This is a genomic window from Rhodovibrio salinarum DSM 9154 (assembly GCF_000515255.1).
GTDB lineage: Bacteria > Pseudomonadota > Alphaproteobacteria > Kiloniellales > Rhodovibrionaceae > Rhodovibrio > Rhodovibrio salinarum.
On record NZ_KI911559.1, the window covers coordinates 1,906,013 to 1,927,873 of the forward strand.

Here is a 21,861-nt window from a genome sequence, read left to right on the forward strand (position 1 = left end):
CGGTTTAGCCGCCCCCGCCGGTATAGACCCGGTGGTAGCGCGACCCGAGGGCCGTCAGCATTTCGTAGCCGATCGTTCCGGCCTCTTCGGCGAGCGCGTCCTGGTCGTGGCCGTCGCCGATGACATCGACGAAATCGCCTACAACCGGCGCGTTTGCGCCGAATTCGGTGACGTCCACCGTAATGGAATCCATGGAAACCCGTCCGACCACGGGCGCGCAGCGGCCTTGCACCGCTACATGCCCACTGTTCGAGAGATGGCGCAGCAGCCCGTCGGCATAGCCGACACCAATCGTAGCGATCCGGGTCGGCCCCTGGGCGCGGAAGCTCGCACCGTAGCCAACCCCCCGTTGAGCGTCAATCTGACGGACTTGCAGGATTCGCGCTTTCAGCGTGACCACCCGCTGCATCGGGTTGGGGTGCCCGGGTGTTGGATTGACGCCGTAAAGCGCCACGCCCGGCCGGGCCAGGTTGCGATGATAGTCGGGCCCCAGGAAGATGCCCGAGGAGTTGGCAAAGCTGACCGGTGCGGCCGGCAGGCGGGCGAGCGCGGCGTCGAAGCGCTCGAGTTGCGCGGCGTTCTCTGGATGGCCGGGATCATCCGCGCTGGACAGGTGGGTCATGATGTGGGCGAGCGCGACCTCGTCGAGCGGCGATGGGTCCGCGGCCAACCGGTCGACCTCGTCGTCCGGCAGGCCAAGGCGGCTCATCCCGCTGTCGACATGCAGGGCTGCAGCCGGGCGTACGCCCGCGGCCTTGCCGGCCGCGCGCCACCGATCGAGGTCGCCTAGGCTGTTCAGCACCGGGGTCAGGCGTGCGTCCAGCAGGTCCCGCTCGGTACCCGGCAGCGGGCCGCTCAGGACGTGGATCGCCGCGTCCGGCCAACCCGTCTCAGTCAGCACACGGCGCAGGTGCAATCCTTCATCGATCGTGGCGACGAAGAAGGTGCGCGCCCCGGCGCGCGCGAACGTCGGGGCCATGCGCTCAATGCCCAGGCCGTAGCCGTTCGCCTTGACCACGGCCGCGCATTCGGTTCCGGGCGTCAGCTGATCACACAGCCGGCGGTAGTTCCAGGCAGCGGCGTCCAGGTCGACCTGCAGGAGCGCGCAGGCACGTCGGGCGGCCGGGTCGGCGAGCAGAGTAGCGTCGAGCCCGGTCGGATGCGGCGTCCCGCCGCTGGCTTCAGCCGATTTCATCAGGCGTCTGGTCTTCACGCGCGAGGTTGCCGAATTTCGTCGTTGCGCCGTCGAAGGCGAGTTCGACCTTGCCGGTCGGGCCGTGGCGCTGCTTGGCGACGATGGCTTCCGCCTTGCCCCAAGCTTTTTCGAGCCGGTCGCGCCACTTGTCGTAGCGCTCCTGGTGCTTTTCCTCCGACTCGTCGGGGCGCTGGGTCGGTTCGGCGCGCTCCAGGTAATACTGCTCACGATAGACGAACATAACCATGTCGGCGTCCTGCTCGATCGTGCCCGATTCGCGCAGATCGGCCAGCTGCGGGCGTTTGTCCTCGCGCTGCTCGACTGCGCGCGACAGCTGCGACAGCGCGATCACGGGGATGTTCAACTCCTTGGCGATCATCTTAAGCCCACGGGTGATCTCGGAGATCTCCTGCACACGGCTTTCCGGTCGGCTGCCGGCGGTCGGCTGCATCAGCTGGATGTAGTCGACGATGATCATGCCCAGGTCCTGCTGGCGCTTCAGTCGCCGGGCACGCGTGCGCACTTGGCCGACCGACACCGCCGGCGTGTCGTCGATATAGAAGGGCAGGGTGGAGAGTTCGTGACTCGCCTGGACAACCTGCTCGAAGGAGTCGGGGGAGAGCTTGCCACGACGGATGTCCTCACTCGGCACCATCGAGGATTCCGAGAGGATACGCGTGGCGAGCTGCTCGCTCGACATTTCCAGCGAGAAGAAGCCGACGACCGCGCCGTCCTCGCCGCCGCTGTCGCGGTGGCGCCGGGCGGCGTTGAAGCCGACGTTGGTGGCGAACGCGGTCTTGCCCATGCCCGGCCGGCCGGCGAGCACTATCAGGTCGGAGTTGTGCATGCCGCCCAGCATCTCGTCGAGGTCGACGAAGCCGGTCGGCACACCGGCGATCTGCCCCTCGCGGCGGTGGGCGCTCTCCGCCATCTCGATCGCGCCGGAGAGCGCGTGCCGGAACGACTGGAAGCCGCCTTCGGTCTGGCCGCTTTCCGATAGGTTGAACAGCTTCTGCTCGGCGACCTCGATCTGGGTGGTCGCCGGGCTGTCCAGGTCGTAATCGAACGCCTCGTTGACCACGTCCTCGCCCAGCTCGATCAGCTGGCGGCGCAGGTAGAGGTCGTGGATCGCCTTGCCGTAGTGCTCGGCGTTGATGACGGTGACGTAGGCGCTCTGCAGTTCGGCCAGGTACTGCGCGCCGCCGACGTCTTGCAGGTCGCCGTCCTGCTCGAAGACGTTCTTCAAGGTCACCGCGTTGGCCATCTGCCCGCGGTTGATCAGCTTGCCGCACGCCTCGAAGATCCGGGAATGCACGGGATCGGCGAAATGCCCGGCGTGCAGGAAGTCGGCGACCCGCTCGTAGGCTTGGTTGTTGGCCAGCACCGCGGCGAGCAGCGCCTGCTCGGCTTCGTAGTTGACCGGCGGGGCACGGTAGCCTGTCTGATCGCCGTCGCCGCCTTCCGTGCCCGGCAGGTGCGCGATGTTGCTGCTGTCATTCATGGCCACGAGCCTAGCAGAGTCGGGGCGCTACGCTAACGGCAAACCGGCTTGTCTTATTGCGCCACTTCGAAGCGCTGATCTTGGGAAATTTATGGCTTAAACCACAACTATTGCAATAGTATAAATCAAGGTATATTGTGCATAAATTGTAAGTCTGAAGGTAAAGGCCTGACATAAAAGATTTTTATGTGTGAATTCAGATATCTGAAGGTCTTTGTAATAAACTCAGTAACCTTAACCGTATAAATCCGGATAAACGCCTTTCTTCCAAAAACAACTTAGCGAGGCAGGTATGAAATATTCCTACGAGAGTGTGTTTACGTTAGATTCCCCGTTCGACCTTATACGTAAACTCGAGAATGAAGTATGTCGTATAAAAGATGCTGATAAGTTAAATGAATTGATTGAGCATGTCCTAAATTTTGCGCTTACGGCTAATCATATTCCGGAGTGGATATGGGCGAAAATTGAAATGGAGCCACATTCTCCTGGGGATAAGTTTGAGCGAGATGTTTGGCTTACAGATTTGGGCGGCAAGCCAGAGAATTTCGCGAGCTTGCGCAGAAACATAACGTCCTCCTGTCCAGGGATGGAATTATGTCGACAAATTTCAAATTGTAGCAAGCATATGTCTACTTCCGTTCATAACCATCATGACGGGTTTAAGAGGTTTAATGTTATTAGGACATCGAAGTATGAGGAAACACTTGCGAAGAGACCTTTCGTAGCAGTGCTGGAGCACGATAAAGCAGAGAATTTCCGTCTAGTAGCTGAGAGCGGTTCTAGGCAGTTGGATGTGGTTAAAATCCTCTGCGAAGAGGTGTTCCCATATTGGTCGGAGAAAGGGTATCGCTTATATATCGGAGTTTAGGCCGCCAAAAGTCACCGGCCTAAACTCCGCCATAGAATTGAAGATATTGACGTTTTACTCCGCCGCGGCGCTTTGGCGGCCGTCCATCTGGGCGCGTTCCCAATCGGTAATGTAGTCGCGGGTCAGGGGGACGGCATCCTGCTGGCGGGTGAGTTGCATCTGGAAGACCATTTGCCCCATCTCCCGGAACGAGAGTTCGCAGCCGATCAGATAAAACTCCCACATCCGGCAGAAACGTTCGTCGTAGAGTTCGCGCACCCGATCGCGGTTGGCCTGGAAACGGTCATACCAGCGTCTGATGGTTTCGGCGTAGTGCAGGCGCAGAATCTCGACGTCGGTGACCCAAAGATTGCGGCGTTCGATCACGCCCAGCGTTTCCGATAGGGCGGGGGTGTAGCCGCCAGGGAAGATGTACTTTCGTAACCAGGCGTTGGTGGAGCCGGGCGGACTCATCCGGCCGATCGAATGCAGCAGCGCCACCCCATCGTCCGCCAGCAAGTCGTGTATTTTCTGGAAGAACTCGTGGTAGTGGCGGGTGCCGACGTGCTCGAACATGCCCACCGAGACGATCCGATCGTAGCGGCCGGTCAGGTTGCGATAGTCCTGCAATTGGAACTGTACCTGCTCGTCCAGGCCGGCGTCCTTGGCCCGCCGACGGCTTTTCTTGATCTGCTCTTCCGACAGGGTGACGCCGGTGACGTTCGCGCCGGCTTCCTGGGCCAGGTACATGCCGAGCCCGCCCCAGCCGGAGCCGATGTCCAGCACTTCCAGGCCCGGGCGGTCGAGCAGCAGCTTGGCGGCGATGTGCCGCTTCTTGTTCTGCTGCGCCTGCTCGATCGTTTCGCCCTGGGGATCGTAGAAGTAGGCACAGGAGTACTGCCAGTCGTCGTCCAGGAACAGGTCGTACAGTTCGCCCGACAGGTCGTAGTGGTGGGCGACGTTCTTCCGCGCCCGGCCGACCGGATTGTAGTACAGGAGCGGGCGGAGCAGGGCGCCGGCGCGTTCGAACACGCCCCACAGCGGGTGGTTCTCCAGCCGGAGTACGTTGCGCCCGCAGATGTAGAGGAAATCGTAAAGTGTCCCTTCCTCGATCACCAAGCGGCCGTCCATGTAGGCTTCGCCCAGGTAGAGCTTGGGGTGGGCGCCAATCTTGAACTCTGTCTTGCGGTCTGTGACTCGGACCGTGACTGCAGGATCGCCTTGACCGAACGTAAAACGCTGGCCCTGGGCGTCGATCAGCGTTAGGCGCCCCTCCCGGATAATTTGCCGGAACAGAGTTGCGGCAAGCATAGTGTCAGGCCCTCCGCTGCTATCTGTTTCGCCGCGTAACTGTCTATAGTGGCGGCTACCGGCGAACATGTTATCAAATCTCAACTCTCCTTGAACTCTAGAAGCTGTCCAGGGGGCCGTCCTTAACCCATGAAAGTCGTCGGTGAATCGGCAGTGTTGGTGTTTAATGTTTTAAGGGTGATGCTTGAAACATCAAGATAGCATGTATACCCTGTAACGCTCTGATTTGCTTTGAAGGATCACGAATGCTCACGGCGGCCCAACTCCGCGCGGCTCGGGCGTTGCTCGGACTCGACCAGAAGACCTTGGCCGAGCGGGCTGGTGTGTCCGTGCCCACGATCCAGAGGATGGAAGCCAGCCCAGGCAACGTCCGTGGCGTGGTCGAGAGCCTGACTCGGGTGGTGCAGGCGCTCGAGGCGGCGGGAGTCGAGCTGATCGGAGAAGGAACGGAGAGCCGCGGTCACGGGCGCGGGGTTCGCCTGAAGGCCTCGGCAGGGCCATCGGGGAGCGCACCCGTGCCGGGAGACAAGTCGGACCACGGCTGATCTCCGTCGCCGTGCAGGCGCTGCCTGTGTCGTTTTTTGAAGATAGAGCCCAGCGATGGCGACCGTCTGGCCCGGCCGGCGATCCCGCCGGGTCAGAAGGAGTGTGCCTTGCCGAGCAGGACCGATCCTGTCACTCGCACCGCCGCCACATCTGGTGCTGCGGGCTTCGTCGAGTTGTTCACGCCGAAGCTGGTCACCGTTCTGCGGGAGAGCTACGACTTCAGGAAGTTGCGGGGCGACGCGCTGGCTGGTCTGACCGTCGCGATCGTCGCGCTGCCGTTGTCGATGGCGATTGCGATTGCTTCCGGTGCCAGTCCGGCGCAGGGGCTCTATACCGCGATCGTGGGCGGGTTTCTGGTGTCGCTGCTGGGCGGCAGCCGTTTCCAGATCGGCGGGCCGGCGGGCGCTTTTATCGTGCTGGTTGCTGCCACGGTGCAGGCGCACGGGCCGGATGGACTGATCCTGGCGACGCTGCTTTCCGGGGCGATGCTGGCGGTCGTCGGGCTGTTGCGTCTGGGGACCTACGTGAAGTTCATCCCCTATCCGGTGACGGTCGGCTTCACCGCCGGTATCGCGATCATCATCTTTGCCAGCCAGCTTCGCGCCCTGCTGGGCCTGCAGCTCGACGGGCCGGAGCCGGGCCCGTTTCTGGAAAAGCTGCTAGTGCTTTGGGACGCGTTGCCGACGGCAGACCCGGCGACAATCGGGCTCGCGCTTGCGACGATCCTGGCGATTGCCGGGTTGAAGCGTCTGCGCCCGCACTGGCCGGGGATGTTGCTGGCGATCGCTGGTACGGCGGCGGCGAGCGCACTGCTGGATCTGCCGGTCGCGACCATCGGCAGCCGCTTTGGTGGTATTCCAAGCAGCCTCCCGATGCCGGCACTGCCCGACGCAACGCTCGACAAGGTGCTGGCGGTGCTGCCGAACGCGCTCGCCTTCACGCTTCTGGGCGCGATCGAATCGCTGCTCTCGGCCGTGGTGGCCGACGGCATGACCGGGCGGCGCCACCGCTCGAATTGCGAACTGGTTGCCCAGGGCGTGGCCAACGTCGGCTCGGCACTGTTCGGCGGCATTTGCGTCACCGGTACGATCGCGCGCACCGCGACCAACGTGCGCGCCGGCGCGCACGGTCCGGTGGCGGGCATGCTGCACGCGCTGTTTCTGCTCGCCTTCGTTTTGGTGGCGGCCCCGCTGGCCAGCTACATCCCGCTCGCCAGCCTTGCCGGGGTGCTGGCCGTGGTCGCCTGGAACATGATCGAGCGCGATGCGATCGCGAGCCTGTTGACCGCCTCGCGCGGGGGCGCGGCGATCCTGCTTGCGACCCTACTGCTGACCGTTTTCCGGGACCTCAGCGAGGCGATCGTGGTTGGCGTGGCGATGGGATCGCTGCTGTTCATCCACCGCATGTCAGAGACCACGGCGGTACATAGTCACACGCCGTTCGTCCGAGAGGACCGCGCCGACGACGATTACGGGCCGGCCGGCCGCACGCCCTATGATGGGCATAATGCGACAGACCCGGACATCGTGGTCTACCGGATCTCCGGCGCTTTCTTTTTCGGCGCGGCAGCCTCGATCGGCTCGGTGCTGGAGCGGATCGCCGACACCCACCGCCTGCTTGTGGTCGACTTCGCGGCCGTGCCGTTCCTGGATTCCACCGCGGCGAATACGATCCACGGCCTCGCCCAGAAGGCGCGCCGGCGCGGCATCTCGGTGGTCCTGACCGGAACCACGCGAGAACAGCGCCGGGAGCTGTTCCAGCACGGCGTGCGGCCGCCGCTGGTTGGCTACGCGGCGCGGCTGGAGAGCGCACTACCGCGGTTGCGCCGCCGCCTGGCCGCTGCGGACTGAGGGCCGCAACGCATACGCCCCCGGAAAGCATGAGCCTTCCAGGGGCGTTATTGATGGGTTTGGGGCGATGGCAAGCGGTCGCCCGAGTGTGGGCTGCTTGCCACCGACCGGCCATCACCACGTCATGCGAAAACGCATTAGTGCTTGGTCACGCCGCCCCGCGCCGGTTCACTCGGCCGGGCCAGCTGGTCGACCTCGGTCTCCTCGACCACCTCGACCGGGGTGGGCTTGGTGGTCAGCGCCTTGTCGAGCACCTCGTCGACCGTATCCACCGGAATGATTTCCAGGGCCCGCTTGACGTTCTGCGGGATGTCGGCGAGGTCCTTCTCGTTCTGCTTGGGGATCAGCACCGTCTTGATCCCGCCGCGCATCGCCGCCAGCAGCTTCTCCTTCAAGCCGCCGATCGCAAGCACGCGGCCGCGCAGCGTGACCTCGCCGGTCATCGCCACGTCGTGGCGCACCGGGATGCCGGTCAACGCGGAGACGATCGAGGTCACCATGGCGATGCCGGCGGACGGGCCGTCCTTGGGCGTGCCGCCCTCGGGCACGTGCACGTGCACCGACTTGCGGTCCAGAAGGTTCGGCTGGATGCCGAACTCCGGCGCGCGCGACTTGATGAAGTACTCGCTCGCCTGGATCGATTCCTTCATCACGTCGCCCAGCTTACCGGTGGAGGTCACCTTGCCCTTGCCGGGCACGGTCACGCTCTCAATCGACAGCAGCTCGCCGCCGACTTCGGTCCAGGCCATGCCGGTGGCGACACCGACCAAGTCCTCGGTCTCCGCCTCGGTGTGCTTGAAGCGCGGAACGCCCGCGTACTTCTCAAGGTTCTGCTTGGTGACATGCACCTGCTTGGCCTTGGAGAGCTGGATCTCCTTGACCGCCTTCCGGGCCAGGGTGCCGATCTCGCGTTCGAGGTTCCGCACGCCGGCCTCGCGGGTGTAGCGCCGGATCAGCTCACGCAGCGCGGTGTCGGAGATCGACCACTCCTGCTCGGTAAGGCCATTTTCCGTGCGCTGCTTGGTGATCAGGTGGCGCTTGGCGATCTCGACCTTCTCGTCCTCGGTGTAGCCCGGGATCCGGATGATCTCCATCCGGTCGAGCAGGGCCGGGGGCATGTCGAGCGTGTTGGCCGTGGTGATGAACATCACCCCCGACAGGTCGTACTCGACATCCAGGTAGTGGTCGACGAACTGGTTGTTCTGCTCCGGGTCCAGGATTTCGAGCAGCGCGGAGGTCGGGTCGCCGCGCCAATCCGCGCCCAGCTTGTCGACCTCGTCGAGCAAGAACAGCGGGTTGGTCGCGCCGGCCTTCTTCATGCCCTGGATCACCTTGCCGGGCATCGAGCCGATGTAGGTGCGGCGGTGACCGCGCATCTCTGCTTCGTCACGCACGCCGCCCAGCGACTGCCGGACGAATTGCCGGTTGGTGGCGCGGGCGATCGACTTGCCGAGCGAGGTCTTGCCGACACCGGGCGGGCCCACCAGGCACAGGATCGGTCCCTTCACCTTGCCCATGCGCTGCTGCACGGCGAGGTACTCCAGGATCCGGTCCTTCACCTTGGTCAGGCCGTAGTGGTCGGAATCCAGGACCTGCCGGGCGTACTCCAGGTCGTTCTTCAGCTTGGAGCGTTTCTTCCACGGCACCGCCAGGATCCAGTCGAGGTAGTTGCGCACCACCGTCGACTCGGCCGACATCGGGCTCATGTTCTTGAGCTTCTTGAGCTCCTGATCGGCCTTTTCGCGGACCTGCTTGGGCAGCTTGGCCTTCTTCAGGTTGTCCTCAAGCTCCTGCAGCTCGTCCTGGCCGTCGTCGCCCTCGCCGAGCTCCTTGCGGATCGCCTTCAGCTGCTCGTTGAGGTAGTACTCGCGCTGCGTCTTCTCCATCTGCTTCTTGACGCGGTTGCGCACGCGCTTTTCCGCCTCGAGGCCGCCGATCTCGCCTTCGATGTAGCCGTAGATCTTCTCCAGCCGCTCGGCGACCGTGTCGGCCTCGAGCAGTTCCTGCTTGTCGGCGATCTTGAGCGACAGGTGCGAGGCGACCGTATCGGCCAGCTTCGAGGGTTCCTCGATCTGGCTGACGGTGTTCAGCACCTCCGGCGGGATCTTCTTGTTCAGCTTGATGTACTGCTCGAACTGCGAGACCACCGAGCGACGGAGCGCATCCAAGTCGCGCTCTTCGCTGGATTCGTCCTCAGCGATCACGTCCGCTTCAGCTTCCAGGAAGCTGTCGTTCTCGGTGAACTGTTTGACGCGGGCGCGCTGACCGCCTTCGACCAGCACCTTGATCGTGCCGTCGGGCAGTTTGAGCAGTTGCAGAATCGACGCCAGCGTGCCGACCTCGTAGAGATCGCCCGACTGCGGGTCCTCCTTCTGTGCGTCCTTCTGGGCAACCAGAAGGATCTGTTTGTCCTCGCGCTTCACTTCTTCCAGCGCGTTGACCGACTTCTCCCGGCCCACGAACAGCGGGACGATCATATGGGGGAAGACGACGATGTCGCGCAGGGGAAGGACGGGGTAACGGTTGCCTTGGGACAGCTCCAGCATGGTTCCTCGTGCTCTGCCGCGTCCGGTGTTGAGTGCGGCCGTTGCGGATCGCCCCCGTCGCAGAGGGGGGATCCAAGTTCCTGACTGCTAACGCGTATCTTGGCCCGCACGGGAAGTGCTTCAAGCCCGTGACGCCGGCGGCGTGTCCAAGGTGTGCGCGTCGTCACACGTTCTTGCGTCCAGTCGCCGGAGTAGGGCGCGCGTTGGCGATCCCCGGTCCGGTCTGTTGTTCCATTGGGCATCCTGGCACATCCGACTGCCGCCACGCCATGGCGAGACGGACCCTTGGATGCTATGTAGCGTTAGTTGCCAATACGCTGACGCCCGTGCTGCCGTTTTTCACCGCCAGTCATCCCAGACCACAAATCTCAAAGGAACTGAAATGGCCGACGACAATTTGGAGTGGCACGCCGTTGTTAAAGCGAGCGAGCTTGAGGAGCAGGAGCCGGAACACGCCCGGATTGGCGATACGCTGATCTGTGTGGTCAAGCTGGATGATGGCATTTTCGCCATTAACGATGTGTGCAGCCACGAGTTCGCTCAGCTCTCCGAAGGCTTCGTCGAAGGCGAGGAAATCGAATGCCCGCTGCACCAGGCGACGTTCAACCTGAAAACCGGTGAGGCCACCGCGCCGCCGGCGGACGATCCGGTCGAGACCTATCCGGTGAAGGTCGAGAGCGATCAGGTCTACGTCGGTTTCAAGAAACAGGCCTGAGGTCGCGTTGGCCGACAGCAATTCCAGCCAGACCTTCGTTGTCATCGGCGGCGGTCAAGCCGGTGGCCGTGCCGTCGAGGGTATCCGCAAGGCCGGCTTCGACGGGCACGTGATTCTGTTGAGCGAGGAAGAGCGGGCGCCTTACGAACGCCCGCCGCTGTCCAAGGAGGTGCTGACCGGGGCGGCCGAGCCGGACAGCGCCGCCCTGCGCACGCACGATTGGTACGAGGACCAGAAGATCGACCTGCGTTTGTCGACGCGGGCCGGGCGAATCGACCGAGCGCGTAAGCGGGTGGTGCTGCAGGACGGGCAGGAGCTCGCCTATGACCGGCTGCTGCTGGCCACCGGCGCGCAGCCAAAGGTGCCCGATTTCCCCGGTGTCGAGCTGGCGGGTGTGCACGTGCTGCGCGACGTGGCGGATTGCCTGGCGATCCGCGATGCGATGCGCAAGGGGGCCCGTGTCGCGCTAGTCGGCGGTGGCTACATCGGCCTTGAGGTCGCGGCTGCCGCCCGCAAGCTGGGCTGCGAGGCGACGGTGCTGGAGGCTGCGTCCAGCCTCATGCGCCGGCAGGTCGCCCCGGAGTTGGGCGATTGGTACGCCCGATTGCATCGCGACCACGGTGCGGACGTTCGCACCGAGGCCGAGGTTTCCCGGCTGCTCGGCAGCACGCACGTCGAGGGCGTGGAACTTGCCGACGGCACGCGTGTCGACGCCGATCTTGTTGTGATTGGCGTGGGCATCCAGCCGAACGTCGAGCTCGCCCTGCAGGCCGGGCTTGAGGTTGGCGATGGGATCGAAGTCGACGATCAGGGGCGGACCAGCGATCCCGATATCTTTGCCGCCGGCGACGTCACCCGTCACCCGAACCCCTACACCAACGGCAAGCTCCGGCTGGAATCCTGGCAGAACGCCCAAAATCAGGCGTTGGTGGCAGGGCAGACGATGGCCGGGGTGGCAGACGTCCGCCACGATGACGTGCCGTGGTTCTGGTCCGACCAGCATGGGGTCAATCTGCAGATGGTGGGGATGCCGAGCGGCCAGCCGCGCCAGGTCTGGCGTGGCGATCCGGAACAAGGGGCCGGCTTCACGCTGTTCTACCTGGACGATCAGGGGCGGCTGATCGGCGCCAATGCGGTGGACCGCCCGGCCGATATCGCCGCTGCCCGGCGGATGATCGAGCGCGGCGTCAATCCCGATCCCGACAAGCTGGCCGACCCGGATGTATCGATGAAGAAGTTGCTAAAAGGGCAGGCCTGAGGTCAGGGCGGCCAGGGGGTGCCCCGTCAGCACCCCAAGCGCCGCCCGCGACATTTCCTGCTGGATCGTCTCGCCAGCCTCCACCAGCCCGGCCACGACCGCGACGAAAACGGCAACCGCCCCAGCGCCAACGGCGAGGCCGCTGGCCACGATCATGCCGTCGCGCTCCAGCAAGCCGAGCGCGACGATCAGCAGGGCGGCTCCCGGCAGCCAGCCGGTCAGCGGTAACGGCGCCAGCGAGACCAGCGAAATCACGACGCAGCAGAGGCCGACCAGCCGGTCGCCGGGCGGCTGCCAGATGTGTCGCCAGCGCGGACGGATCACCCGCTCGATCCGGCGCATCATCGGTACCATGCGTCGGCACGCACCAAGCACCTTGTCGCGCGTCACCGGTCGGTTCAGGACCCACTCGGGCAGCCAGGGCTGGCTGTTGCCGGCCGCCATCTGGAGGGCGATCAGCACGATCGGCAGGGCCAGCGCATTGGAGACGCCGAGCGGCAGGGGCAAGAGCTGTGGTGCGGTCAGCAGCAACAGCGCCGAGGCCATACCCCGATCGCCCAGCGCATCCAGTAGGCGGCGCAGGGGAATGCGTTGCTCGTTGAACAACCGCGGGAAGGTTTCCAGCAAATCCGCGGTCGACGGCGCCGTGCCGCGATTGTGCTGATGTTCCAAGCTCGTGCCTCCAGGCTCGCTGCCGCGCGAGCGCGCCGACGCGGACACGTGGGCCTGCGTGTCGGCTTGCGCGTCCGTCGCGCCGCGCGGCGCGACGGACGGCGCGCGGTTATGCTCGGCATACCGCGTACGCGTCATGGCACGGATGCAATCCTAGGAACAAGCTCAAGGCAAGCCGTAATTGGCGTACGCCTTACGGCGTTTGTGTGTACAGTACAGTCGTGCGTGCGCACAGATGACACCATGCGAACACCCACGTACACTTATGGCGTGCGTAAGCGTACAGCCGTGGCGTGCCACATAAGTGCCGGCTTACCGCTCATGCTCCTCGGTCGAGCGATCGCGCAGGGATGCGCGTACACCCCTGTGTGACACGCGTTTTCATAGGGCAGACGTAAAAAACTTCGGCAGCAGAGGGTTAGCGCCGGTTCAGACCGGCCAGGGTCTCGAAGTCCTGGCGGACCTCCCGGCTTTCGCGGAAGGCGCCGAGCATGCGGCTGGTGGTCATCATGGCACCGGTCTGGCGTACGCCCCGGCTTGCCATGCACTGGTGCTGACTGCGCAGCACCACCGCGACGCCGCGCGGGTCGAGTACGTCTTCGATCGCATTGGCCACCTGTGCGGTCAGGCGCTCCTGAATCTGTAGACGCTTGGCGTAGATTTGCAGCACGCGGGCGAGCTTGCTCACGCCGACCACCCGAGTCTTTGGCAGGTAGCCGATGTACGCCGTGCCGACGATCGGAACCATGTGGTGCTCGCAATGGCTGGTAAACTCCACGCCATCGAGCACGATCATCTCGTCATAACCGTCCGTCTCTTCAAAGGTCCGTGCCAGGATATCCTCGGGATCCTGGGCGTAACCGCCGAAGAATTCGTCGTACGAGCTGACGACCCGCTTGGGCGTGTCCACCAGCCCCTCCCGGTCGGGGTCCTCGCCGATATAAGTTAGCAGGGTTCGGACGGCCGCTTCGGCTTCCGCGCGGTCGACCTGCGCGCCGGGACCGTGGGCGTAATGATGGCCATTGCTGGCGCCAGGATGCTGGCAACCGGAATCCTGTACATCCGCCTGCGGCGTCCGCAGGGCGTCGTGCGGCTCAAGCGGCGCCATTGCGCGCGTCCTCTCGCTGTGCGTCCACGAATTCGTACTGGGAATTAGGTGGATCAGCGCGTGCGTCCACCCCCTTCGCCGGTCAGGGCATGGCAGCGCGGCAAACTGAAAGCGGGTGACCACGCCGTGGCCGGCCGGCGGAGGGGCATACGCGCAGGACGCCCTGGATCGGATGCGGTCCGGCTAGCGTGCCGCCAGGAAGGCGTCGATCCCCGCCTGCGCACAGTCACCGTCCTGATCCGGCGTACCAGAGGAGCAGCCGACCGCCCCCACGACCTGTCCATCGACGCTTACCGGGATGCCGCCGCCGACCACCGAAAAGCGGCCGCCGATCGCGGTGTGGATCCCGAAGGTCAAGCTGCCTTCTGCCTGCACGGCCTTGTTGTAATCGGCCGTCGACTTGCGCTGGGCGGACGCGACCATCGCCTTGTCGCGGGCGATGTCGATCGACAGCACTTTGGCGCCGTCCATCCGCTCGAAGGCGATCAGGTTGCCACTTTCGTCCGTCACGGCAATGCACATGGGCACGCCGATCTCCTCCGCGCGCTTGGCGGCCCCGGCGATCAGGGTGCGGGCATCGCTCAGCGACAAACGGGCGATCTGCAGCATGGCGGGCGAACTCCTGTCATGGGAATCAGAGAAAACTCGGGGGGAGCGTAGTGTCGCGTCCGGCGTTTGGCCACCCGCCGGCTGCCGGTGGCGGCGCTCGGGGGTGCCGCATGGCAGCGCGCGCATGCTAGAAGCGCCTGTGCGATCAAACGTGCGTGTAAGACGAGATAAGCAATCCAAGGGAGGTCACGCCATGGCGAAACCGAGCATTCTGGTGACCCGCCGCCTGCCAGAGAAGGTGCAGGCGCGGATCGCCCGTGATTACGCGGCGGAGTTCAACGACGACGACCATATCTTCACATCCGATGAGCTGCTCCGCCGGTGTGCGGGCAAGGATGCGGTGCTGCCCTGTCATTCCGAGCATTTCACCGCCGAGGTGATTGATCAGCTTCCGGACAGTGTGAAGATCATCGCCAACTTTTCCGTCGGCGTGGATCACGTCGATCTGGAGGCGGCGACGCGGCGCGGCATCGTCGTCACCAACACACCGGACGTGCTGTCGGATGCCACCGCCGAGATCGCCTTGCTTTTGACCTTGGGCGCCGCGCGCCGCGCTAGCGAGGGCGAGCGTCTGGTTCGCAGCGGCGGCTGGAAGGATTGGAGCCCGTCCTTCATGGTCGGCACGCAGGTGACCGGCAAGACCGTCGGCATCGTCGGCATGGGCCGTGTCGGGCAGGTGGCGGCCCAGCGCTTCCGCGGTTTCGACATGCAGGTCCGCTACCATAACCGCAGCCGGCTCGATCCCGCGAAAGAGCAGGGGGCGGTCTATCACCCCGATCTCGACGATCTGCTGGGCCATTGCGACGTCGTCTCGTTGCATTGCCCGGCTACGGCCGACTCTCGGGGGATGGTCAACGCGGACCGGCTGGCGCGCATGAAAGACGGTGCGATCTTAGTGAATACCGCCCGCGGCGCGCTGATCGACGACGATGCGCTGCTGGAGGCGTTGACGTCCGGTAAGTTCGCCGCGGCCGGACTGGACGTCTTTAACGGGGAGCCGGGCGGGGATCCTCGCTACCGCGAACTAGAGAATGTCTTCCTGCTGCCGCACATCGGCTCGGCAACGGTCGACACGCGCAATGCGATGGGCGACCGGGCGTTGGACAATCTGGACAGCTTTTTTGGTGGCCGCGAACCGGGCGATCGGGTTGCGTAGAGGCCATCCTCAGCCTGCGGGCTTCCGCCAAACTATCGCTGTATCCCGCCAAAAACGCATGATCCTGGCTTGTTAAGCGATCCTGCCATCGCTAAGCTCCAGGCGCGCAGGTCCGCGGTGCGGGGCTGCCGGGGCCGGGCTGTGACGCCATGTAACGTCCAGCGTGGCTCGGCTTTAGGCTACAGGCTGTAAAAATAAAAATCCGGTAGTGCCGCGGCTCAAACCGCTGGCCCACCGGGTCGGAAGATGGCCGTTGCTTATGCGGTCGAACTCCGGCCCAGCCAAGGCAACAGGGAGGTTGATACCGCTATGACCGATCAGAAGGTCACGCAGGCAACTGGCGAAACATCGGAAACGCCGACCAACGCTAACCGTCGTAAGTTCCTTACAGGTGCCGCCGCAGCTGGCGCCGGTGCGGCCGCCTCGATCGCAGCGCCGCAGATTTCGCGTGCTCAGACGACCACCATCAAGATGCAGGGCGCCTGGGGCTCCGGCGATATTTTCAACGAATATGCCGAAGACTACGCCCGGATGGTCAACGAGATGGGCGAGGGACGCCTGAAAATCGACTATCTGACGTCCGGCTCGGTCGTGAAGGCGTTCCGTGTCCAGGATGCCGTCGACAAGGGCGTGCTCGACGCAGGTCACCAGGTGGCGGCCTACTGGTACGGCAAGAATAAGGCCGCCTCGCTGTTCGGCACGGCGCCGGTGTACGGCTGGGACGCGCACATGGCGCTCGGCTGGATCTGGCAGGGCGAGGGCCTGGATCTCTACCACGAGCTGGTGCAGGACATCCTGGGGCTGAACATCGTCGGGTTCTTCGCGATGCCGATGCCCGCGCAGCCGCTCGGCTGGTTCAACCAGGAGATCAACTCCGCCGAGGACATGGAGGGCCTGAAGTACCGCACGGTCGGCCTCGCCACCGACGTGATGCAGGCGATGGGTGTCAACGTCACCCAGCTCCCCGGTGGTGAGATCGTGCCGGCGCTGGAGCGTGGCGTCATCGACGCGTTCGAGTACAACAATCCGACCTCGGACCGCGCGTTCGGTGCCCACGATGTCGCCGACCACTACTATCTCGGTTCCTATCACCAAGCGATGGAGTTCTTCGAGATCCTGTTCAACAAGGACATGTACGAGGGGCTGGCCGACGAGCAGAAGGCGATCCTGCGCCACGCCGCCAAGGCTGCGTCCTCGGACAACTACTGGAAGGGACTGGATCGCTATTCCAGCGATCTGCAGTGGATCCAGGACGAAGGTGGCGTGAAGGTGCACCGCACCGACCCGTCGATCCTGAAGGCTCAGTTGGATGCGTGGGATCAAGTTCTTGAAAACCTGCGCGCCGAGGATGCCTTCTTCAAGAAGGTGACCGACTCTCAGCGTGCCTGGGCCGAACGGGTCGGCTACTACCTGCACAGTGACCAGCCGGACTACGTCATGGCTTGGGAGCACTACTTCGGCAAGCTGCCCTCTTAAACGGGCGGCGCGGCCACATCGCCGGCAGGCGCCGGACTGCGCCTGCCGGCTTCGGCGCATTCACGGGGCGGCGGCCCGCACCGTCGCCCCGTGTCTGTGAGGGGCAACGACCGGTGGCTCGGATGACTGCTGACCGGCAGGACTCCAAGCGGCCGAAGCGTTGTGTCTCGATTCCGACGCATGCTCCTTCTCGCCGGCGCCGTACCGTCCCGATGATTCGGTCGTTCACGAACGCTCTTGCGAACGGCCGACCCGAGCGCTTCCACCCGCCGGAACCATCTCTCCGGGCCATCCGCATTCCAGCGTGGGGTTACCGCGCATGCAGTACCTGTATTTCGTCGACCGGCTCAGCATGTTCACCGGCAAGGCGTTTGCCTGGTGCATCATCATCCTGACGTTGGGCGGGAGTTACGAGGTCTTCGTTCGCTACCTGCTGAACTCGCCGACCGGCTGGGCGTACGACATGAGCTACATCATGTACGGCGCCCTGTTCCTGATGGCCGGGCCCTATGCCCTGTCGCGCGACGGGCACGTTCGTGGCGACGTCGTCTACCGGTTGTTTCCGCAGCGCGTGCAGGCAGGCATCGACATGCTTCTGCACATCGTCTTCCTGCTGCCGGGCGTGGCCGCGATGATGTATCAGGGTGCGTTTTATGCGCAGGAGAGCTGGACGTACATGGAAACGTCCATCTTCTCGCCGATGGGCATCCCGATCTATCCGCTTAAAACCCTGATTCCGTTTGCCGGTCTGTTGCTGTTTCTGCAGGGCACAGCCGAGGTCACGCGCTGCGTGTGGTGCATGAAGCACGGCTATTGGCCGCAACGTTTGCGCGACGTCGAGGAAACCGAGACCGCCATTATGCACCAACAAGAAGCCGAGCACGGTGACAAGCTCGGGACGGGAGGCCAGGCATGACCGATCCCCAGGTCGGCATCCTGATGATGGTGTTGTTCATCTTCACCATCCTGTTGGGGTATCCGATCGCCTTCACGCTGCTCGCCATGGGCCTGATCTTTGGCTTCTACGCCATGGGCGACCGCGTCTTCGACCTGATGGTCCAGAACACCTTCGACGTGATGGCCAACGACATTCTGACGGCCATCCCGTTGTTCCTGTTCATGGGCTACGTGATCGAGCGCGCGAACATCATCGACCGCTTGTTCTTCTCGATCCAGGTGGCGGCCCGGCGCGTGCCGGCGTCGATGGCGGTGGCCGCGCTGCTGACCTGCGCGGTGTTTGCAACGGCCACGGGCATCATCGGCGCGGTGGTGACGCTGATGGGGCTGCTCGCCTTCCCGACGATGCTGAACGCCGGTTACGATCAGCGGTTCGCTTCGGGCGTGATCTGCGCCGGTGGCTGTCTTGGCATCCTGATCCCGCCGTCGATCATGCTGATCGTTTATTCGGCGACCGCCGGGGTCTCGGTGGTACAGCTCTACGCCGGCGCGTTGCTGCCGGGTCTGATGCTGGCCAGCATGTACATCGCTTATGTGATCGGCCGGGCGGTGCTGAACCCCAAGCTGGCCCCCAAGCCGGCCCAGGAAGAGTTGGACATGCCGATCGGCCAGGTGCTGCGGCTGATGGCGACCAGCTTCTTCCCGCTAGCTGTTTTGATCATGTGCGTCCTCGGCGCGATCCTGGCGGGGCTGGCCACGCCGACCGAGGCGGCGGCCGTGGGCTCGTTGGGCGGTCTGGTGCTGGCCGCGGCCTACCGGGCGCTCTCGTGGGAGCGGTTGCGTGAATCTGTGTTCCTGACGGCCCGGACCAGTGCGATGGTCTGCTACCTGTTCATCGGGTCCTGGACCTTCGCGTCGATCTTCTCCTACCTGGGGGGGCACGATCTGATCGAGCATTGGATCCTGAACGCGAACCTGACCCGGGTCGAGTTCCTGATCATCGCGCAGTTGATCATCTTCCTGCTCGGCTGGCCGCTGGAGTGGACGGAGATCATCATCATCTTCGTGCCGATCTTCCTGCCGCTCCTGGAGCCGTTCAACGTCGACCCGCTGTTCTTCGGCATCCTGATCGCGTTGAACCTGCAGACCTCCTTCCTGACCCCGCCGATGGCGATGTCGGCCTACTACCTGAAAGGGGTCGCGCCCCCGAACGTGGAGTTAATGAACATCTTCCGCGGCGTGATCCCCTTCGTCGGCATCGTCATTCTGGCGATGGTGCTGCTGTACGTCTTCCCGGGGGTGGCGCTCTACCTGCCGGAGGTGATGTACGGTTAGAGGCTGAAGGCATCCCCCGGGACCGGGCCGGTTCAGGGCCGGTCCCGGGGGACGTATTGGCGGTGGTTTCGGGCGTCCTGACGTCTTGAAATCTGCGAAGCAAACGAACGGATCGAGGAGTCGTGTTTCCGTGACCAGCGGCGAGACGTCGAGCGGCACCGCTCAGACCAACAGTGCGAGCGCCCTCGTGCAGCGCATCCGCGACGGCGAGATCACCGCGAGCGAAGCGTTGGAAGCCTACCTCGCGCGGATCGACGAGTCCGAGCCGACGGTGCAGGCGTGGGACTATCTGGCGCGCGACAACGCCCGCAAGCAGGCCGAGATCGCCGATAAGGCGCGTCGTCGGGGGGCGCCGATGGGGGCGTTGCACGGGGTGCCGTTGGGCGTGAAGGATATCATCGATACCTTCGACATGCCGACCCAGTACGGCACGCCGCTGCACAAGGGACGTCGTCCGCGCACGGACGCCTATGCCGTCGAGCGCTTGCGTAGCCAGGGGGCGATCCTTCTGGGCAAGACCTCGACGACCGAGCTGGCGACCTATGCGCCGGGTGTCACCAAGACCCGTAATCCGCACAATCCCGAGCACACGCCGGGCGGCTCGTCCAGCGGCTCCGCGGCGGCTGTGGCAGCCGGACACGTGCCCGCGGCGTTGGGGACGCAGACCAACGGCTCGGTGATCCGTCCGGCCAGCTTCTGTGGCGTTTGGGGCTATAAGCCGACTTTTGGTGCGATCTCGCGCACCGGCGTGTTGCGTCAGTCCCCGGCGCTGGATCATGTCGGCGTGCTGGCGGCAACGCTGCAGGACGCCGGATTGGTGGCGCAGCAGATGATGGCGTACGACAGTCGCGACAGCGCGATGCGCCCGTGTGCAGCCCCAGACCTGCACCAGGCCGCCAGCGAACTGCCGCCGGTCGCCCCACTGATGGCCTTCGTCAAGACGCCCGTTTGGGATCAGGCGGACAGCGAGACCCAGAACGCATTCGGCGAACTGGCGCAGGCGCTAGGCGACGCGGTTACAGAGCTCGCCCTGCCGGATAGCTTCGCGCACATCCATACCATGCACAAAACGGTGATGGAGACGGAGATCGCGCGGAACTACCACCGTGACTATGAGCGCGGTGCGGATCAGCTCTCCGACAGTCTGCGCGCTCAGATCGAGCGCGGTCGGGAAGTCCGTGCGGTCGACTATATCCGTTCGACCGAGTCGATCGGTGCCCTGGCGGCGATCGCGGATGAAATCCTGAACGATTACGATGTCTTCCTGACACCCGCGGCGCCCGGCACGGCGCCGCACGGTCTGGACAGCACGGGCAGCGCCACCTTCTGCACGATCTGGACGTACCTGGGGTTGCCGGCGCTCTCGATCCCGTTGATGACCGGCGCCAACGGGCTGCCGATCGGTGTCCAGCTGGTGGGCGCGCGCGGTGACGACGCGCGGCTGTTTCGGATGGCTAACTGGTTGGTGCGGTCTGTCAGCAACTGACGGCCGGCCCAGCGACCTCGCAGCGAAACGGGGCGCCTCGGATGGGGGCGCGGACCTTACGAGCCCGAGCCCTCCTCTTTGGCTGCCTGATAGAAGTCGAACACCAGCATGCCCATCGTCACCACCATGACGATCCACAGCGGCAGGGAATTCACCGAAACCATCATCCAGCCCAGGAATAACACCGCCGCCAGAACAGAAATCACGCCCGCGAGCAGAGCTGCGTTGCGATACATGGCGGAACTCCCTTGATCGTTGTCGGTCCGGTTCCCGGCCGGCAGGGCGGAGGACGCCGCGCACGATCACGCGCGCCCCAGCATAACTCACGGCGAATTGAAGCATTTAAGCTGCAAACTGACAAGCACGTGCCGCGCACGATAGAGGCCGTCCAACGCCGGTTGGGACGGGCGTGGCCGAGGGATAACCGGAAAATCGCTTAAGGAGGCGAACGGTATGAAAATCGGTTTCATCGGATTGGGCATCATGGGCCGCTGGATGGCCGGTCATCTGGCTGATGCGGGCCACGAGTTGTTCACGGTTACCCATCGCAGCCCCGTACCGGACAATCTGAGCGGCCGGATCACGGAGTGTGGCAGCGGCAAGGAGGTCGCCGAGGCCGCCGAGGTGATCATCCTGATGGTCCCCGATACCCCGGACGTGCAGAAGGTCCTGTTCGCCGACGGCGGCGTGCATGACGGGTTGAGTAACGGCAAGATCGTGGTCGACATGTCCTCGATCTCGCCGACCGAGACCAAGGCGTTCGCCGCCAAGGTCAAGGAGGCTGGTGCGGGTTACCTCGATGCCCCGGTTTCCGGTGGCGAAGGCGGCGCCAAGAATGCCCAGCTGACGATCATGGTGGGCGGCGCGCAGGAAACCTTCGACACGATCAAGCCGCTGTTCGATATCATGGGCAGTTCGGTGACGCTGGTCGGAACGGCCAATGGCGATGGCCAGACCTGCAAGGTGGCCAACCAGATCGTCGTCGCCCTGACGATCGAGGCGGTGGGCGAAGCGCTCACCTTCGCGTCCAAGGCGGGTGCCGATCCGGCCAAGGTTCGTCAGGCTCTGTTGGGCGGGCTGGCGCAGTCCAAAATCCTGGATGTGCACGGCCAGCGCATGATCGACCGTAGTTTTGACCCCGGATTCCGGATCGAGCTGCACCAGAAGGACCTGAACCTGGCCCTGCAGTCGGCGAAGCAGATCGGCGTTTCGCTGCCCAACACCGCCACGGCGCAGGAACTATTCAACGCGTGTAACGCGCTGGGCGGTCAGGCTTGGGACCACTCGGGCATGGTCAAGGCGCTGGAGCAGATGGCCCAGCACAAGGTAAGCGAAGACTAGCCCTCTCGG

Annotated in this window: 19 protein-coding genes; 11 read left to right on the top strand and 8 right to left on the bottom strand. The window is 64.2% G+C overall.

The window, feature by feature from the left end; translation table 11 throughout:
- Positions 1–4 precede the first annotated feature (4 nt).
- Both alr and RHOSA_RS21465 read right to left on the bottom strand, forming a co-directional pair.
- Positions 5–1,195, bottom strand: a complete 1,191-nt coding sequence (gene alr, locus RHOSA_RS0108850; RefSeq protein ID WP_081728596.1) for an alanine racemase — start codon at positions 1,193–1,195, stop codon at positions 5–7.
- On the bottom strand, positions 1,182–2,696 hold the full coding sequence (locus tag RHOSA_RS21465; protein WP_051431975.1) for a replicative DNA helicase: 1,515 nt from the start codon (positions 2,694–2,696) through the stop codon (positions 1,182–1,184). The genes alr and RHOSA_RS21465 overlap by 14 nt, the downstream gene beginning before the upstream one ends.
- 292 nt (positions 2,697–2,988) lie before the next feature.
- Here RHOSA_RS21465 and RHOSA_RS25070 point away from each other — a divergent pair, with 292 nt between their 5' ends.
- On the top strand, positions 2,989–3,567 hold the full coding sequence (locus tag RHOSA_RS25070) for a hypothetical protein (protein WP_156092626.1): 579 nt from the start codon (positions 2,989–2,991) through the stop codon (positions 3,565–3,567).
- 54 nt (positions 3,568–3,621) lie between these two features.
- On the opposite strand, the gene RHOSA_RS0108860 is transcribed toward RHOSA_RS25070, so the two are convergent.
- Positions 3,622–4,857: an SAM-dependent methyltransferase gene (locus tag RHOSA_RS0108860; protein WP_027288388.1), complete on the bottom strand. Its 1,236-nt coding sequence runs from the start codon at positions 4,855–4,857 to the stop codon at positions 3,622–3,624.
- Between the two features lie 245 nt (positions 4,858–5,102).
- Here RHOSA_RS0108860 and RHOSA_RS21470 point away from each other — a divergent pair, with 245 nt between their 5' ends.
- Positions 5,103–5,402, top strand: coding sequence for a helix-turn-helix domain-containing protein (locus tag RHOSA_RS21470; RefSeq protein ID WP_051431976.1), 300 nt, complete (start codon positions 5,103–5,105; stop codon positions 5,400–5,402).
- 108 nt (positions 5,403–5,510) lie between these two features.
- Positions 5,511–7,253 (top strand): SulP family inorganic anion transporter, encoded by a 1,743-nt coding sequence (locus tag RHOSA_RS0108870; RefSeq protein ID WP_027288389.1) that lies wholly within the window; start codon positions 5,511–5,513, stop codon positions 7,251–7,253.
- A 137-nt stretch (positions 7,254–7,390) separates the two neighbouring features.
- Here the strand turns inward: RHOSA_RS0108870 and lon are convergent, their stop codons facing one another.
- Entirely contained in the window at positions 7,391–9,799 is a 2,409-nt protein-coding gene (gene lon, locus RHOSA_RS0108875; RefSeq protein WP_027288390.1) for an endopeptidase La, read from the bottom strand.
- Between the two features lie 382 nt (positions 9,800–10,181).
- Here lon and RHOSA_RS0108880 point away from each other — a divergent pair, with 382 nt between their 5' ends.
- Together RHOSA_RS0108880 and RHOSA_RS0108885 are read left to right on the top strand one after the other, a co-directional pair.
- Positions 10,182–10,514 carry a non-heme iron oxygenase ferredoxin subunit gene (locus RHOSA_RS0108880; RefSeq protein ID WP_051431977.1) on the top strand — a complete coding sequence of 111 codons (333 nt, stop codon included), beginning with the start codon at positions 10,182–10,184 and terminating at the stop codon, positions 10,512–10,514.
- 7 nt (positions 10,515–10,521) lie between these two features.
- A complete protein-coding gene (locus tag RHOSA_RS0108885; RefSeq protein WP_027288392.1) occupies positions 10,522–11,772 on the top strand; it encodes an NAD(P)/FAD-dependent oxidoreductase in 1,251 nt (416 codons plus the stop codon).
- Here the strand turns inward: RHOSA_RS0108885 and RHOSA_RS21475 are convergent.
- The 3 genes from RHOSA_RS21475 to RHOSA_RS0108900 all read right to left on the bottom strand — a co-directional run bounded on the left by RHOSA_RS21475 (position 11,755) and on the right by RHOSA_RS0108900 (position 14,161).
- On the bottom strand, positions 11,755–12,582 hold the full coding sequence (locus RHOSA_RS21475; protein ID WP_051431978.1) for an exopolysaccharide biosynthesis protein: 828 nt from the start codon (positions 12,580–12,582) through the stop codon (positions 11,755–11,757). The two genes, RHOSA_RS0108885 and RHOSA_RS21475, sit on opposite strands and share 18 nt — an antisense overlap.
- 280 nt (positions 12,583–12,862) lie before the next feature.
- Positions 12,863–13,552, bottom strand: a complete 690-nt coding sequence (gene folE / locus RHOSA_RS21480) for a GTP cyclohydrolase I FolE (RefSeq protein ID WP_037255969.1) — start codon at positions 13,550–13,552, stop codon at positions 12,863–12,865.
- 183 nt (positions 13,553–13,735) lie between these two features.
- Positions 13,736–14,161, bottom strand: a complete 426-nt coding sequence (locus RHOSA_RS0108900) for a GlcG/HbpS family heme-binding protein (protein ID WP_027288393.1) — start codon at positions 14,159–14,161, stop codon at positions 13,736–13,738.
- Between the two features lie 193 nt (positions 14,162–14,354).
- Between RHOSA_RS0108900 and RHOSA_RS0108905 the strand changes: the two genes are divergently transcribed.
- From RHOSA_RS0108905 to RHOSA_RS0108925, 5 genes are all read left to right on the top strand, one after another.
- Positions 14,355–15,317 (top strand): 2-hydroxyacid dehydrogenase, encoded by a 963-nt coding sequence (locus RHOSA_RS0108905; RefSeq protein ID WP_027288394.1) that lies wholly within the window; start codon positions 14,355–14,357, stop codon positions 15,315–15,317.
- A 309-nt stretch (positions 15,318–15,626) separates the two neighbouring features.
- Complete coding sequence (locus tag RHOSA_RS0108910) at positions 15,627–16,793, top strand: TRAP transporter substrate-binding protein (RefSeq protein WP_027288395.1); 1,167 nt, start codon at positions 15,627–15,629, stop codon at positions 16,791–16,793.
- A gap of 319 nt (positions 16,794–17,112) precedes the next feature.
- Positions 17,113–17,709, top strand: a complete 597-nt coding sequence (locus RHOSA_RS0108915) for a TRAP transporter small permease subunit (protein WP_027288396.1) — start codon at positions 17,113–17,115, stop codon at positions 17,707–17,709.
- Positions 17,706–19,025, top strand: coding sequence for a TRAP transporter large permease (locus RHOSA_RS0108920; RefSeq protein WP_027288397.1), 1,320 nt, complete (start codon positions 17,706–17,708; stop codon positions 19,023–19,025). The genes RHOSA_RS0108915 and RHOSA_RS0108920 overlap by 4 nt, the downstream gene beginning before the upstream one ends.
- 130 nt (positions 19,026–19,155) lie before the next feature.
- Positions 19,156–20,511: an amidase gene (locus RHOSA_RS0108925; RefSeq protein WP_081728598.1), complete on the top strand. Its 1,356-nt coding sequence runs from the start codon at positions 19,156–19,158 to the stop codon at positions 20,509–20,511.
- 56 nt (positions 20,512–20,567) lie between these two features.
- Here RHOSA_RS0108925 and RHOSA_RS0108930 read toward each other — a convergent pair whose 3' ends face one another.
- Positions 20,568–20,747, bottom strand: a complete 180-nt coding sequence (locus RHOSA_RS0108930) for a hypothetical protein (RefSeq protein ID WP_027288399.1) — start codon at positions 20,745–20,747, stop codon at positions 20,568–20,570.
- 217 nt (positions 20,748–20,964) lie between these two features.
- On the opposite strand from RHOSA_RS0108930, the gene RHOSA_RS0108935 reads away from it, so the two are divergent.
- Positions 20,965–21,852, top strand: a complete 888-nt coding sequence (locus RHOSA_RS0108935; RefSeq protein WP_027288400.1) for a 2-hydroxy-3-oxopropionate reductase — start codon at positions 20,965–20,967, stop codon at positions 21,850–21,852.
- Positions 21,853–21,861 lie beyond the last annotated feature (9 nt).

Bases quoted from the DNA above. Each gene is read 5' to 3' on its own strand.
- RHOSA_RS0108900 (WP_027288393.1), bottom strand. From the start codon at position 14,161: ATGCTGCAGATCGCCCGTTTGTCGCTGAGCGATGCCCGCACCCTGATC.
- RHOSA_RS0108930 (WP_027288399.1), bottom strand. From the start codon at position 20,747: ATGTATCGCAACGCAGCTCTGCTCGCGGGCGTGATTTCTGTTCTGGCG.
- RHOSA_RS0108905 (WP_027288394.1), top strand. From the start codon at position 14,355: ATGGCGAAACCGAGCATTCTGGTGACCCGCCGCCTGCCAGAGAAGGTG.
- alr (WP_081728596.1), bottom strand. From the start codon at position 1,195: ATGAAATCGGCTGAAGCCAGCGGCGGGACGCCGCATCCGACCGGGCTC.
- RHOSA_RS0108915 (WP_027288396.1), top strand. From the start codon at position 17,113: ATGCAGTACCTGTATTTCGTCGACCGGCTCAGCATGTTCACCGGCAAG.
- RHOSA_RS21465 (WP_051431975.1), bottom strand. From the start codon at position 2,696: ATGAATGACAGCAGCAACATCGCGCACCTGCCGGGCACGGAAGGCGGC.
- RHOSA_RS0108880 (WP_051431977.1), top strand. From the start codon at position 10,182: ATGGCCGACGACAATTTGGAGTGGCACGCCGTTGTTAAAGCGAGCGAG.
- RHOSA_RS25070 (WP_156092626.1), top strand. From the start codon at position 2,989: ATGAAATATTCCTACGAGAGTGTGTTTACGTTAGATTCCCCGTTCGAC.
- folE (WP_037255969.1), bottom strand. From the start codon at position 13,552: ATGGCGCCGCTTGAGCCGCACGACGCCCTGCGGACGCCGCAGGCGGAT.
- RHOSA_RS0108860 (WP_027288388.1), bottom strand. From the start codon at position 4,857: ATGCTTGCCGCAACTCTGTTCCGGCAAATTATCCGGGAGGGGCGCCTA.
- RHOSA_RS0108935 (WP_027288400.1), top strand. From the start codon at position 20,965: ATGAAAATCGGTTTCATCGGATTGGGCATCATGGGCCGCTGGATGGCC.
- RHOSA_RS0108910 (WP_027288395.1), top strand. From the start codon at position 15,627: ATGACCGATCAGAAGGTCACGCAGGCAACTGGCGAAACATCGGAAACG.
- RHOSA_RS21475 (WP_051431978.1), bottom strand. From the start codon at position 12,582: ATGACGCGTACGCGGTATGCCGAGCATAACCGCGCGCCGTCCGTCGCG.
- RHOSA_RS21470 (WP_051431976.1), top strand. From the start codon at position 5,103: ATGCTCACGGCGGCCCAACTCCGCGCGGCTCGGGCGTTGCTCGGACTC.
- lon (WP_027288390.1), bottom strand. From the start codon at position 9,799: ATGCTGGAGCTGTCCCAAGGCAACCGTTACCCCGTCCTTCCCCTGCGC.
- RHOSA_RS0108920 (WP_027288397.1), top strand. From the start codon at position 17,706: ATGACCGATCCCCAGGTCGGCATCCTGATGATGGTGTTGTTCATCTTC.